This window comes from Paenibacillus sp. Paensp38, assembly GCF_059491915.1.
On the sequence record NZ_CP168516.1, the window covers coordinates 3547117 to 3560837 of the forward strand.

Genomic DNA, 13721 nt, shown 5'->3' on the forward strand with positions numbered 1-13721 from the left:
TCCTCGTACTAAGAGAAGGCGGGCAGTCTAGCCCCGCCTCCTACCATCTTCATCTTAGTAGAATTTGTGGTGACGACGATGACAGTCATGATGGCGATGATGGCGATGATGACGTTTCCGGCAATGACATTTCTTATCAAAATCTTCATGTTTCCGATGATCACGTTCAAATTTAGGTTTAAACTTAATGACAGTCACCTTAATGATCTTCTTAAAGACACGTTTTTTTGGCTTTGGAAAATGACAATGATGCTTACGATGTTTAAACATTTAAATTCGCCTCCATTTCTTTGAGATAGAATATACTATGGAAGCAGCGAACCATCGGTAACCAGCATATGACTATTTATGAATTTGCTGGGCTAATTAATGATCTACCTCCAGCTTAATATCCGGATCATAATCCGCCACAATTAGAACATCCATATGACGTGCTTGACGGAGAATCCTCGGCACAACCGCAGACTTACCCCAACAGCTACTTCGGGAAGACTGCCCCACGATAAGCTGCGTTCCTGAATATCCTTCCACCGGAGCAATCAAAATGTCGGCAATCTCGCGTCGGCTGGAAACAAGCCGCATCTCAAAGGTTCCCCCCAGTCGGTGGGTCAGCAACTTTAGTTGTTCCAGACGAGGGTTCAGTCTCTCGGGTATACACTCACCGACATGAGCATACGTCACAATCCACACAGCCTTTAGCCGAAAGGCGATACGAAAACCACGGCGGATCAACCTTTCAGCATTTTCGCTTAGCGTCACGCCTACGAAGATCACTTCCTCCCTGCGCCACGGTCCCCGAAGTGATTCGTGTCGATCCCAGGATTCTAGCCGCTCATCTACGTCATCTGCCAATTCCCGCAGAGCAAGTTCACGCAACGCAATCAGATTGCCCAGTTTAAAAAAGTGGCTAAGTGCCTGCTCCACCTTCGCAGGATCGTATATTTTGCCCTCACGCATACGCTGCTGCAACGATTTGGGAGCCACATCAACAAGCTGCACTTCATCGGCCAGACGCATCATATGGTCGGGAACAGTCTCTCTCACTCGTATGCCAGTAATCTGTTCTACCGCATCATTTAAGCTCTCCAGATGCTGTACATTCATTGTGGATATCACAGAGATCCCTTGTTCCAAAATGGCGAGCACATCCTCATAGCGCTTGGATCTCAGACTTCCTGGGACGTTGGTATGAGCCAGCTCATCAATTAGCACCACCTCGGGATTGCGCCTGAGAATAGCTTCGGTGTCCATTTCTTCCAAGTGTGCGCCATGACGCTCAATGGACTGACGAGGGATCATCTCCAGAGAGCCTACCTGGGCCAATGTTTCTGCTCTTCCGTGCGTTTCCAGCAATCCGATAACCACATCAATCCCGCTCTCCAGCAGATCGTTTCCCTCTCTCAGCATCGTGTATGTTTTGCCGACCCCCGGAGCAGCGCCAATGTATACCTTGAGCTTGCCTCGCAGGATTTTGGCTGCCTCAGCCTGTGCTTCCTCAACGCTCAAACGATGATACGGGTCATTCTCTTCTACCTCCTGTCTCATCGTTGGTAAAATTCGCTCACCCTCCTGCTCGGCTCGGTCCGCAATCAGCAGTAGATCCATATTTTTCATTCGTTTTAAAATCCCGTTCACCAGCGATCCTTTCATCAGCTCCTGCCACGGAGTCTGCCGAGAATGTCCCATAACAATACGGGTAACATTGTGCGTCACCGCATAATGAATCAGTTGGCGAGGCAACCTTCTGCGGGAAAAAAGCGGGATTTCTTCAAATGTTGATCCTATCTTGTCAGCCAATTGCTCAATTGAGCGCTTAAAGGCTGCTGATTCCTTGGACAGCTTGCGCTTCGAGCTGACAAAGGAGACTACTAGCATATCTCCACCCAACCGCTTGGCGACCTGTTCCCCCCTGCGTACATAAATGGACCCATTCCAATGATATTGGACAGGTACTAAAATACGCTCTGCGGCTCCTGACGCCCCGTGCAAGCCCAACTCCTCCCGGTGCCGTTCCAGCGAATCATTCACATCCTCTGCTACCAATCGCAAGGCAAGCTCACGCAATTTACCCAGATTTCCCCGGTGAAACATCTCAGGATTGGGCGTATGCATGTAGCCTTTCGCCAGCCGTTCCAAAATCATCTCCGGGGTGGCATCAATCAGACGAATTTCATCCGCCAGCTCCAGTGTATCAACCGGAACCGTATATTCCGCTTCAAAGCCTGTCAGCTGATATACCCACTCCGTAATTCCTTCGAGTTCATAAACATTGACCGTCGTAATGACACTAATCCCCTGCTCCAGCAAATACCGAATATCCTCCAGCCGTGTTGGAAATGGGGCGTCTTTGCGGTTATGATGTGCCAAATGATCCACCAGTACCACCTCGGGATTTCGTGCCACCAAAGCTTCCACATCCAGATCCTTTTGCTCCTCACCATCTTTTATCCAATGAATACTAGGCACGCGCTCCAACGTGCCGACCTGTTCCACGGTCACAGGCCGCTGCATGGTCGATACCGCACAAATCACAACATCGATACCTTCATGCTGCAGCGACCGTCCCTCATGCAGCATGTGATACGTTTTACCCGAGCCACTGACCGCACCCATGTATATTTTGAGTCTGCCTCGATGCAATTTGTTAATCGAATCCAGTATTTCCTCTGGTGATTTACGTTTGAAGCTCTCCACTTTCGTTCCTCCCCACAGCGTAGCCGCTCGTTCCGTCCATCTTATATGGTTGTAATGAATGTACTCCCGTGTCCCAATCAATTCAAGATGATCAATCAAGCTTGCCCCAAAAAAAGCCGCACAGGGTAGCATAAGCGCAAAAAAACGTGCATTCAGGTCTCCTATGCCTGAATGCACGCTATTTTGGGTAACTCATATGGGATCACTTCCTACAATCACTTGCTATATTCGCCAACGATCCCCCGTTGTTGAATTAACTTTTGCCATACCACACCATGAGACGGGGAAAAGAGAAAAGCCAAAAGCAGCAACACACCTGATACACACAGCATACATGCCGCAATAGAAGCATCCAATACACTTGCTGTGTAAAAGCCTGCGACCGAGCTGATGGCCCCAAGTCCGACACTGTATACAATCATACGGGACAACTTCTCCGTCAGCAAATAAGCGGTAAGAGGCGGTACAACGAGCATGCCAACCACCAGAATTGCGCCCACGCTCTCAAATGACGCCACCGTCGTTAATGAGACGAGACTCATCAGCAGATAATGAAAAAAAACAACTGGAATGCCTAATGAAGCTGCCAAAGCGGGATCGAAGGAAGTAATTTTAAATTGCTTGAAAAAGCCCCCTATCACGAGCAAATTGATCAAAAACATCGCACCCGTAATCCACACAGCCCTCGGACCTACATCAAAGCCGGCTATCTCTAACGTATTCCACGGCACATAAGCAATTTCCCCATATAAAACGTGATCCATATCCAGATGGGCATTGGAAGCAAACACGCTGATCAGCAAAACACCGATAGCAAACAATGACGTAAACACCACGCCAATGGCAGCATCACTTTGCAGACCGCTTTGTTGGAACAGCTGAATCAAATACACCGTTAGAAGACCCAGCACTGCCGCACCAAACATCATCCACACCGAATCTCTCGATCCGCTAATGAGAAAGGCAATGACAATCCCCGGTAGTACCGCATGACTGATTGCATCACCGATCATAGCCATTTTTCGGAGCACAAGAAAGCACCCAACGATACTACATCCCCCTGCCACTAACATTCCCGTCAAAATTACATAAAATGAACTCATAGGGCACGCTCCTCCCTTGGCTGTGTTCCGACTGTCAGCTCCAGATTTTTCCTGGCGTTCAACCGAACGATAGCCTTGGAGATCATCCCGCGCTGCGGCGCAAAAATCAAGCTCATTCCAAACACCACAGTCGCACACAACACACATAACGGTCCTGTAGGCAGATTTTGCCCCAGAGAGCTAATGAGCGTCCCACCAAGCCCCGCTATAGCACCAAACAAGCCTGATAAACACACCATGACACCCAGCTTCTCTGTCCAGTATCTTGCCGACACTGCCGGGGTAATCAGCAAGGCAGCCATCATTATGACTCCCACGGCCTGAATGCCAGCAACCACCGCAATGACAATCAATAGCATCAACAACTTATCCAGCCAACCTGCCGGAAAACCAAGTCCGCGCGCAAAGCCAGGGTCAAAGCTGAGCAGCTTAAATTCCTTGAAAAATAATATACATATTCCGATGAGTACCACTGAAATTACCGCCATCGTATAGACATCAGACAATACCATTGCCGCAGCTTGACCAAATAGAAATTTGTCCAATCCGCTTTGGTTTCCTGCGCCACTATGCTGAATTTCGGTCAACAACATAATGCCAAAGCCAAAAAATACCGACAGCACCGCTGCAATCGCCGAATCGCTTTTAATTCGCGAATACCGGGTTAACGCACTGATAGCAAAGGTCGCAACAATCCCTGCAATGGCGGCCCCAATCATAAATCCAAACACAGATTTTGTACCTGTGATCATAAATGCCACACATACCCCCGGCAAAGCCGCATGTGCCAAAGCATCTCCCATGAGCGACTGCTTGCGCAAATACATAAAACTGCCAATCACCCCGCTGCTTAAACCGAGCAAAATGCAGCCCAGCAAAATCCACTGCATGTTTGGATCGGTCAAAAGCGTTGCCAAGCTTGTCATACTGCTCACCTCACTCCAAGTATCGTGCCGGAATCCGGGCCTGTTTTGAGTATACTCAGACGCCCGCCATACGTACGCTGCAGATTTTCCTCGGTAAAAATATCTGTCGTCTCTCCAAACGCCATAAGATGCCCGTTCAACAGCATAACCTGATCAAAATAATCCGTGACTGTAGATAAATCATGATGAACGACAAGCACGGTTTTACCCTGCTGTTTCAGATCGTTGAGCAATGAAATAATGGCTTTTTCCGTTGCAGCGTCCACACCGACGAACGGTTCATCCATAAAATAAAGCTGAGCGTCCTGCGCGAGTGCTCTGGCTAAAAAAACACGTTGTTGCTGGCCGCCAGACAATTGACTAATCTGTCTGTCTGCATATTGGCTCATTCCAACTTTGTCCAAACTCTCCATTGCAGCCTGACGATCTGCTGCTCCCGGACGCTTAAACCAGCCCAATCTGCCATACCGTCCCATCAAAACCACATCCAATGCGTTCGTCGGAAAATCCCAATCCACCGACTCCCGCTGTGGTACATAGCCAACCTTAAGCAGCTGTTGCTTATAGGGCTTGCCGTAAACTAGCACCTCGCCCCTAAGCTTTGGAATCAATCCAAGCGTTGCCTTGATCAGTGTAGATTTCCCAGCCCCGTTCGGGCCGATAATACCAATCAGCTTGCCTTCCGGCACCTCAAAGGAAACATCGAACAAAACGGGCTTTTTTTGATAAGCTACCGATAAATCACGAACGACAAGTGGTGAATGCCCCATGTATCTCTGCCTCCTTATTTAAGAGCTTTAACAATCGTATTGACGTTATGCTTGACCATTCCGATATATGTTCCATTTTCTGTGCCCTCTTCACCCATGGCATCCGAATACAGCTCGCCACCAACCTCAATTGTATGACCTTGCTGAGCGGCCCCCTGAATAACCGCATCTATGGCCTTTCTCGGAACACTAGATTCTACGAATATGGCCTTGATTTTATGCTCCACCAAATAATCTCGCAGCTTGGTCACATCTTGAGAACCCGCTTCTGATTCTGTGCTCATACCTTGAAGTCCTCTCACTTGAATGTGGTAGGCATCTCCGAAATAGCCGAAAGCATCATGTGCCGTGACAAGCACGCGCTGGGCTTCCGGTATACTGGCAATCTGCTCTCTCGTGTAATCATCCAGCTCTCGCAGCTCAGTAAGATAGGCTTCTGCGTTGGCCTTATATTCCTCCGCATGAACAGCGTCTAGCGCCGACAATTCATCTCTGACGGTTTCTACCGCAGACATCCAATTCTGTACGTTAAACCAGATATGTGGATCATGCTCAGATCCCATTTCCGGGCTACCTGCACGCAACTGATCCTGTGCGATGTTTTTGGACACGGGTATGACGGGTTTTTGCTTGCTGATTTTCTCCAGAATGTCCTGCATTTTTCCTTCCAGATGCAATCCGTTATAAAAAATAACGTCGGCCTGATCCAGCTTGCGCATATCTCCCTGTGAAGCCTTGTACAAATGCGGGTCAACGCCTGACTTCATAATTCCCGTGACCTCCACATAATTACCGCCGACCTTGCCGACAATGTCAGAGATCATACCGATGGTAGCCGTAGCCTTTATTTTTTGTCCCGTCTCTCTCGCACTTCCCTGCTCCTTCTTCTTAGCATCGGTACATGCAGTCGCTAGAACCAGAGCTAGAGACAATACTCCAACTGTCGTTACCCAGCGCGGCAAAGCCTTCTTAAACTGCTTTTTCATGTTTTAAAATCCTCCTTTGAATTTCGTTTTGGGACAAACTATTTCCTTGATTCAATTATTTTTTTATCAATACTATATTTTAGAGTATACACTAAAGTTTTTACCTAGGGAAACATTTTGTGAAATATAATTCTTCTTATGTATTTCGTTATACCGTTCGATTTTCGTTCTCCCAATGTGTAATATATAGAAGATATCCAATCGTTAAACCAAAGAATACATATAAAGAGGTGTAGGTCATGAAGCCAATAGGGTACAGCCCATATCGGAACAAACGTCGGCAAGTTCGGATACGAAAAATACTGCTCATTTTTATGCTGGTATGCTGTCTGCTTGCCCTAACTTCCTGTGCTCGAGGTGACATCCATGTAGATGTTCATCTCGATCAAAGTGTAGATATGGATGCGACGTTCAGCGTAAACAACCAGACACTGATGATGTTGGACAATCCCGGGGTGCTAGATCAATTAGTCAAGCGTATTCAAAGCAACAATGTAGATGTACAGCCGCTAGCTGAACAGGGAAGAAAGGGATATCAAATCAAGGGGCATTATCAAGGAGATTGGAGCACAAACAAAAAAAATCCCAGTCAGGGATTACATCTACCTGAGGGATTAGAAATAAAGCGCGCTGTGAGCCAACATTTTTTCACAACGAATATTGATCTTACCATGAAGCTCGATCTACCACGGATGCTTCCTGAAGAAGCTCAAGGACTGAGTGACAAATTTAAGCAAATGAATGTGTTTGCGCGCAAATTACTGGAGCGGCAGCTGGATCTTAACTTCAGCCTATCCTTACCCATCCAACCTGCTACCCATAATGCGGACCGTGTGTCGGAAGACGGAAAAACACTGTACTGGAACATTGCTCCATTGGAATCTAACGAGCTAAAATTGTCTGTTAACGTGCCCAATGTACGACATATCATGTATGTAGCTGTTACGAGCCTGATATTGATCGTGATCGCTGTGATCTTACTAATTCGTAGACATCGCTCCAAAAAAGAAACTTAAAAAAGAAACTAAAAAAATCGTTGTCTAATTTCTGGTGGGGGGATCAGACATTGATCCTCTTCATCCTTGCCAAACCAACGATATCGGTTACGCGCCACCCAGTTATAGACTGCGTTGCGCACAAAGCGGGGTACCAGGATGAAACCATAGGCCAGCGGGTATGGAAAACGAAGACGTTTGGCAATTCGCAAAGCCGCGGTGGACCTTGTATAATACGTACCGTCTTCAATCAGCACGAACGTATCCAGCTGATCCGCAGATAGTCCTCCTGCACGTAATAGTTCTTGTCCTGCCTCGGATTGCAGGGAACCAAAATGAAATGTTCCCTTAGGGTCACGCTTGATAATAAAGCGGACTGCTCCCTGACAAAAGTGGCATACCCCATCCACCAACACAATGGAGTGATCTGAATGAGCATGATCAGACTGGTTCATATAGCATTTCACCTCCAGGGAAATCAACGGCATGAATACCATCAACGCAACCATATGAATATAAACAAAAAAACGCCGAAATTATCCGACGCTTGTTTAGAAATGTATAGTCTTTACCTGTTCGAAAAACTAGCTCAATGCTTTCTCAAACAGCTGTTTCGTATTAATTTGCTCTAAAAACTCCTCATGGAACTTATCCATACACTTGCAGATAAAATCCTTATGGCATACCGGGCAAGGCGTCGTTAGCAGTCGACTAATATTCGTCAAGGTCCACTCCGGATGACGTTGAGAAAAAACGCGGCACTCCGTTCCATCGGCCAAACTCATTTTAAACTCATAAAGCCCTTCTTTTTCGTTGCTGCCAGCCAGCGTGAAATTAACAATATTCGGTCTGTAAGACATCATATCACCCGTATTTTTCAAATTTGTTTCGTACCTGATGACCAGAATCACCTAAGCCATCTTAATGAATTTTGGCGATGATGTCAAATGGCCGTGAATCTCAGCGAATCAAGATCTATGTGCAAAAGCCCCCGATAAATCGGCGGCCAGAGTGTAGAAGTTATAGAAATGCAGTCAAATGACATTAAGCTCGACATCAATGTTACCGCGTGTTGCTTTGGAGTACGGACAAAAATCATGCGCTTGGCGTGCCAAATCTTCGGCCAGGGCGCGTTCAATACCGGGTATTTTCACATCCAGACGTACCGCCAGCTGGAAGCCGCCATCGCTTGGATCCTTGCCGATAGATACGTGGCTAGTGACCTCAACATTGTCCACCTTCACCTTAGCCTTCCGGGCCACATTAGCCAATGCGCTCTCATAGCAGGCACCATAGCCTGCCGCAAACAATTGCTCTGGATTCGTAGCTTCTCCACCTGCGCCACCCAGTTCCTTCGGCGTGCTGAGCTTATGCTTCAAAACTCCATCGGATGAAGCGACTGAACCGTCTCTTCCACCATGTACCGTTGCTGATGCTGTGTATAATGCTTCCATGTTTTCATCTCTCCTTCACTATATCTTTTGCATTCCGCAGGAACCTATCGTCATGTTAATACATGATTTCCTTCTCGTATGTACTTTAAACGAACTACATAAAATGAATCATTTGAAATATGGATGTAAACTAGTACATTTACCGTTTAGTTCCACCCCACCATGTTTACACTATATGTTATAGGCTCCTACTTGGGCCGTCTACATTGAACAACCATCTCCACCAGTCGTTTAATTTTCGGGGACGGAATAAGGTAAGACCATTTTATGGTCCTACCCATTCGATGGGGTAACCCTGTCGCACGCGAGAAAAAAATTAATAAAATATGGAACGGGCGTTCACCCGGAAGATGGACAACAATTTAAAAAATCCAAAACGACCAAGCCGCTCCCCTCAGAGCGATATAGCTTGGTTTTTCTATGGTTCAGCTTATACGATGGCCATATTGCTTCAAAAATACGATTAACTTGCTTGACCACACAAAAGTTGTACTAGACAAAAACTATTGGGAGTGTACAATAGGGATAACACAATCGTTATGTCACTAATAATATATTTCAACATCCATAAAGAAGGTGAAGCGTATGAAAAATACAAAGGGTAACTTCGCGGAAATCGCTTCACTGTCGGAAGTGAATCGTTCCTTGAGCGTCCCAAAAGACGGGACATGGTTTCGGAAGTTTCTTGCCTTTGCTGGACCCGGCTATATGGTCGCAGTCGGCTATATGGACCCCGGCAACTGGGCTACAGACATCGCCGGCGGATCAAAATTCGGCTACACGCTGCTTAGTGTCATTCTAATCTCCAACCTAATGGCCATCCTGCTGCAAGCCTTATCTGGCAAGCTTGGCATTGCCACAGGTAAAGATTTGGCTCAAATGTGCCGTGATGCCTACAGTCGTCCTGTCGCGATCGGCTTATGGCTCTTGTGCGAAATTGCCATAGCAGCCATGGATTTAGCCGAGGTCATCGGTTCAGCCATTGCGCTGAAGTTGCTGTTTGGTCTACCGTTACTATACGGAGTTATCATTACCGCATTTGATGTTATGCTCATTTTACTGCTGCAAAACAAAGGCTTTCGGGCATTGGAAACCCTCGTCATTGTACTGATGGCGACGATTGCCGGCTGTTTTGGCATTAATCTCATTTTGGCACAACCGGAATGGGGCGGCGTATTGGGTGGCTTTGTACCAGACTCGCAAATTTTGACGAATCCAAGCATGCTGTATATTGCTATCGGTATTATGGGTGCTACCGTAATGCCGCATAACCTGTATCTGCATTCTTCTATTGTACAAACTCGCAAATTTGAGCAGACTTCAGCAGGTAAACGGGAAGCTATTACATTTGCAACTTGGGATTCCAGTATAGCGCTGATGTTCGCATTATTTATTAATGCCGCCATCTTGATCGTGGCAGCTGCTGTATTCCATACGGCAGGAAGAACAGATGTAGCCGAAATTAGCGATGCCTACTATCTGCTTTCGCCCCTACTGGGAACCACACTGGCGAGCATACTATTTGGGGTAGCGTTACTCGCCTCAGGGCAAAATTCAACCGTAACAGGCACTTTAGCCGGGCAAATCGTGATGGAGGGCTTTTTGAATCTTCGTCTTTCACCTTGGTTGCGTCGTCTGGTGACCCGCCTCATCGCGATCATTCCAGCGGTCATCGTCACTGCCATCGCAGGGGAAAAAGGTGCGGAGGAACTGCTTGTGCTGAGCCAGGTCATCCTATCCATCCAGCTTCCCTTTGCCATCATTCCATTACTGCTCTTTACCAGCGACAAAAAGATTATGGGTGAATTCGCAAATAAAATGTGGCAAAAAGTACTAACCTGGATCGTGACCGCTATCATCATTATCTTGAATGTAGTGCTCATCATCCAAACGATTTCAGGTTAATCGGTAGCCAAATATGAATATATTAAAAAGGTATCTCACTTGCCCCAATGGCAGCGAAATACCTTTTTTGTTTCCTATTTTATTTGTCCTGTATACATAGAGAATGCTCAACGCTTGGCAGGCTCTACCTTCATTTGCGCCTCAAGCGCAAGATTTAGCTTGAGCACGTTGACACGCGGCTCGCCGAACACGCCGGCGTTGCGGCCTTCTGTCTGCTCCTGCACCAGTGCTCTCAGTTGATCCTGCGGGATACCCGTCAAGCCGCTAATGCGCGGAATTTGCACCCATGCCGCCTGTGGCGAGATGTGTGGGTCCAGACCGGAGCCGGAGTTCGTAATCAGGTCCACCGGAACCTGACTAACAGGCACATCCGGGTTATGCTTCTGCCAATCCGCAATAGAGTCCTTGACTCGCTGTATCAAGGCCGGATTCGACGGTGCGTAGTTACTAGAGCCTGAACCAACCCCATTATAATCAACGCTCGATACCCGACCTTGAAAAAACGCCGAATCAGTGAAAGACTGCCCAATCAGTTCGGAGCCGACCACCCGCTCCTCCGCGTCACGAAGCATACTGCCGTTTGCTTGCTGCGGAAACAGAACCTGCGCTATTCCTGTACTGGCTAGCGGATATGCCAAACCGCACAAGAGAATCATCAGCACCGAAGTTCGCAAAGCCACTCCAATAACTGTACTTCCTCGCATCTCTTGTCTCTCCGGTTTTCCTTCCGACACAGTCCCGGTCCCTGTATGTTTGTTATGACCTTGTCCGCCAGATTCAGCTTTTTCGTGTGCAGCAAATCTGCGTCCAGACATCATCCGATAAAAACCACTCATGTCGTTCACCCTTTCTGCGCTAAATCCACAAATGCACCAGCAAATCAATGGCCTTTATACCGACAAACGGTACGACCATACCGCCCAGACCGTAAATCAGCAAATTCCGTCCCAGCAGGCGATCCGAGCTCATCGGCTTATACTTCACGCCCTTCATGGCCAGCGGAATCAAAAGCGGAATAATAACCGCGTTAAAGATCAACGCCGACAAAATAGCCGACAGCGGGGAGCCAAGCCCCATGACGTTCAAAGCGCCCATTTGTGGAATGGCTAGCATGAACATCGCCGGGATGATGGCAAAATATTTGGCAACATCGTTCGCAATGCTGAACGTTGTCAATGCTCCGCGCGTCATAAGCAGCTGCTTGCCGATCGCGACCACCTCAATAATTTTGGACGGATCGGAATCCAAGTCCACCATATTAGCCGCTTCTTTGGCCGCGACTGTGCCGCTATTCATGGCAAGACCTACATCGGCTTGCGCCAACGCAGGTGCATCATTGGTGCCGTCTCCAGTCATGGCAACCAGCTTACCCTGTTCCTGCTCACGTCGGATAACCGCGATTTTGTCCTCCGGCTTGCTCTCAGCTACAAAGTCGTCCACACCCGCTTCTCGAGCAATTGTAGCTGCTGTCAGCGGATTATCTCCGGTACACATGATCGTACGGATACCCATTTCCCGGAGCTGATCAAACCGTTCCTTCATGCCTGGCTTCACTGTATCCTTTAAATAAATAATACCGTATATCTGATCATCTAGCGCGACTGCCAACGGTGTACCTCCTTCAGAGGCTACCTGATTCGCTTTTTCCTCCAGATCGGCTGGAACACTGCCATTTTGCGATACGATCCATTGCCGAACGGAATCCACTGCGCCCTTGCGTACCTTTCGTCCATCGGCCAGATCCAGACCACTCATCCGGGTCTCCGCCTTGAATTCGATAAAGGTTCCACCTGCCGCCAAGGATTCATCCAACGTATGCTCCTGTTTGCGCATCAACTCGAGAACCGAGCGACCCTCTGGCGTCTCATCCTTCATAGAGCTAGTCGCTGCCCACTTCACTAGCTCTGCCTTCTCCACGCCCTCTACAGGCACGAATTCACTCGCCATCCGGTTCCCGAAGGTGATTGTACCTGTTTTATCCAGAATCATCGTGTTGATATCCCCAGAAGCTTCTACCGCCTTGCCTGACATGGCTAGCACATTAAACTGGGTGACCCGGTCCATACCGGCAATCCCGATGGCTGACAACAGTCCTCCAATCGTGGTTGGAATCAGACAGACTAGCAACGAAATCAGCACAGGAACAGGCAAATCAATGTTAAAATGACGGGCAATCGGCGCTAGCGTAACCACCACAATTAGAAAAATAATCGTCAAGCTAATCAGCAAAGTGTTCAGCGCAATCTCATTCGGCGTTTTTTGCCGCTGAGCGCCTTCCACGAGCGAAATCATTTTATCAATAAATGTCTCGCCCGGCTCTGTCGTAATCCGCACCTTAATCCGGTCACTAACCACTCGCGTTCCGCCGGTTACCGAGCAAAAATCACCACCCGATTCCTTGATGACCGGAGCCGATTCTCCCGTAATTGCAGATTCATCCACCGAAGCCAAACCTTCAATGACCTCACCATCGCTTGGAATCATTTCACCCTGGGAGACAATAACTACGTCCCCCTTACGCAACTCGGTTGAGCTAACCACCTGAATGTCATTTCCGACGAGCTTGTTAGCTTGCGTGTCCTGCTTGGATTTTTTTAAAGAGGCAGCTTGTGCCTTACCCCGCCCCTCCGCGAGCGCTTCGGCAAAGTTGGCAAAAAGCAACGTAAACAACAGAATAACAAACACGGCCAGGTTAAAGCCTATTTCCTTGTCAGTTCCAAAATAACCGGGAAACAGTAACATTAGCAGCACGACCAATGTACCGATCTCCACGACGAACATGACAGGATTTTTCATCATCATCATCGGATTTAATTTTATAAAGCTATCCTTGATCGCATGCTTCAAGATGCTTCTGTCCAGCATGTGTTTGCGTTGTTCCTTCATGG

Annotated in this window: 12 protein-coding genes; 2 read left to right on the forward strand and 10 right to left on the reverse strand. The window is 47.7% G+C overall.

Annotation, left to right across the window (positions count from 1 at the left end):
• Positions 1 to 366 precede the first annotated feature (366 nt).
• From ACEN8J_RS15595 to ACEN8J_RS15615, 5 genes are all read right to left on the reverse strand, one after another.
• Positions 367 to 2694 (reverse strand): histidine kinase, encoded by a 2328-nt coding sequence (locus ACEN8J_RS15595; RefSeq protein ID WP_165145395.1) that lies wholly within the window; start codon positions 2692 to 2694, stop codon positions 367 to 369.
• 215 nt (positions 2695 to 2909) lie between these two features.
• A complete protein-coding gene (locus tag ACEN8J_RS15600) occupies positions 2910 to 3797 on the reverse strand; it encodes a metal ABC transporter permease (protein WP_495593683.1) in 888 nt (295 codons plus the stop codon).
• The gene (locus ACEN8J_RS15605; protein ID WP_029516359.1) at positions 3794 to 4723 is read right to left on the reverse strand and encodes a metal ABC transporter permease; all 930 of its coding nucleotides are present in this window, start codon (positions 4721 to 4723) and stop codon (positions 3794 to 3796) included. The genes ACEN8J_RS15600 and ACEN8J_RS15605 overlap by 4 nt, the downstream gene beginning before the upstream one ends.
• 5 nt (positions 4724 to 4728) lie before the next feature.
• The gene (locus tag ACEN8J_RS15610; RefSeq protein WP_029516358.1) at positions 4729 to 5493 is read right to left on the reverse strand and encodes a metal ABC transporter ATP-binding protein; all 765 of its coding nucleotides are present in this window, start codon (positions 5491 to 5493) and stop codon (positions 4729 to 4731) included.
• A 14-nt stretch (positions 5494 to 5507) separates the two neighbouring features.
• Positions 5508 to 6479: a metal ABC transporter solute-binding protein, Zn/Mn family gene (locus ACEN8J_RS15615; RefSeq protein WP_069012200.1), complete on the reverse strand. Its 972-nt coding sequence runs from the start codon at positions 6477 to 6479 to the stop codon at positions 5508 to 5510.
• Positions 6480 to 6718: 239 nt separating this feature from the next.
• Here ACEN8J_RS15615 and ACEN8J_RS15620 point away from each other — a divergent pair, with 239 nt between their 5' ends.
• Entirely contained in the window at positions 6719 to 7495 is a 777-nt protein-coding gene (locus tag ACEN8J_RS15620; RefSeq protein ID WP_049816931.1) for a DUF3153 domain-containing protein, read from the forward strand.
• 8 nt (positions 7496 to 7503) lie between these two features.
• Here ACEN8J_RS15620 and ACEN8J_RS15625 read toward each other — a convergent pair whose 3' ends face one another.
• The 3 genes from ACEN8J_RS15625 to ACEN8J_RS15635 all read right to left on the reverse strand — a co-directional run bounded on the left by ACEN8J_RS15625 (position 7504) and on the right by ACEN8J_RS15635 (position 8928).
• Positions 7504 to 7929 (reverse strand): thiol-disulfide oxidoreductase DCC family protein, encoded by a 426-nt coding sequence (locus ACEN8J_RS15625; protein WP_029516356.1) that lies wholly within the window; start codon positions 7927 to 7929, stop codon positions 7504 to 7506.
• 129 nt (positions 7930 to 8058) lie between these two features.
• Complete coding sequence (locus ACEN8J_RS15630; RefSeq protein ID WP_013309265.1) at positions 8059 to 8385, reverse strand: hypothetical protein; 327 nt, start codon at positions 8383 to 8385, stop codon at positions 8059 to 8061.
• Positions 8386 to 8508: 123 nt separating this feature from the next.
• Positions 8509 to 8928: an organic hydroperoxide resistance protein gene (locus tag ACEN8J_RS15635; RefSeq protein ID WP_029516355.1), complete on the reverse strand. Its 420-nt coding sequence runs from the start codon at positions 8926 to 8928 to the stop codon at positions 8509 to 8511.
• A 585-nt stretch (positions 8929 to 9513) separates the two neighbouring features.
• Between ACEN8J_RS15635 and ACEN8J_RS15640 the strand changes: the two genes are divergently transcribed.
• On the forward strand, positions 9514 to 10833 hold the full coding sequence (locus ACEN8J_RS15640) for an Nramp family divalent metal transporter (protein ID WP_029516354.1): 1320 nt from the start codon (positions 9514 to 9516) through the stop codon (positions 10831 to 10833).
• A gap of 107 nt (positions 10834 to 10940) precedes the next feature.
• Here the strand turns inward: ACEN8J_RS15640 and kdpC are convergent, their stop codons facing one another.
• Both kdpC and kdpB read right to left on the reverse strand, forming a co-directional pair.
• Positions 10941 to 11669 (reverse strand): potassium-transporting ATPase subunit KdpC, encoded by a 729-nt coding sequence (gene kdpC, locus ACEN8J_RS15645; protein ID WP_029516353.1) that lies wholly within the window; start codon positions 11667 to 11669, stop codon positions 10941 to 10943.
• Positions 11670 to 11688: 19 nt separating this feature from the next.
• Positions 11689 to 13719 carry a potassium-transporting ATPase subunit KdpB gene (kdpB, locus tag ACEN8J_RS15650; protein ID WP_029516352.1) on the reverse strand — a complete coding sequence of 677 codons (2031 nt, stop codon included), beginning with the start codon at positions 13717 to 13719 and terminating at the stop codon, positions 11689 to 11691.
• Positions 13720 to 13721: the final 2 nt, after the last annotated feature.

Coding starts and splice junctions, on each gene's coding strand:
- ACEN8J_RS15600 (WP_495593683.1), bottom strand. CDS start 3,797: ATGAGTTCATTTTATGTAATTTTGACGGGAATGTTAGTGGCAGGGGGA.
- ACEN8J_RS15605 (WP_029516359.1), bottom strand. CDS start 4,723: ATGACAAGCTTGGCAACGCTTTTGACCGATCCAAACATGCAGTGGATT.
- ACEN8J_RS15610 (WP_029516358.1), bottom strand. CDS start 5,493: ATGGGGCATTCACCACTTGTCGTTCGTGATTTATCGGTAGCTTATCAA.
- ACEN8J_RS15615 (WP_069012200.1), bottom strand. CDS start 6,479: ATGAAAAAGCAGTTTAAGAAGGCTTTGCCGCGCTGGGTAACGACAGTT.
- ACEN8J_RS15620 (WP_049816931.1), top strand. CDS start 6,719: ATGAAGCCAATAGGGTACAGCCCATATCGGAACAAACGTCGGCAAGTT.
- ACEN8J_RS15625 (WP_029516356.1), bottom strand. CDS start 7,929: ATGAACCAGTCTGATCATGCTCATTCAGATCACTCCATTGTGTTGGTG.
- ACEN8J_RS15635 (WP_029516355.1), bottom strand. CDS start 8,928: ATGGAAGCATTATACACAGCATCAGCAACGGTACATGGTGGAAGAGAC.
- ACEN8J_RS15640 (WP_029516354.1), top strand. CDS start 9,514: ATGAAAAATACAAAGGGTAACTTCGCGGAAATCGCTTCACTGTCGGAA.
- kdpC (WP_029516353.1), bottom strand. CDS start 11,669: ATGAGTGGTTTTTATCGGATGATGTCTGGACGCAGATTTGCTGCACAC.
- kdpB (WP_029516352.1), bottom strand. CDS start 13,719: ATGAAGGAACAACGCAAACACATGCTGGACAGAAGCATCTTGAAGCAT.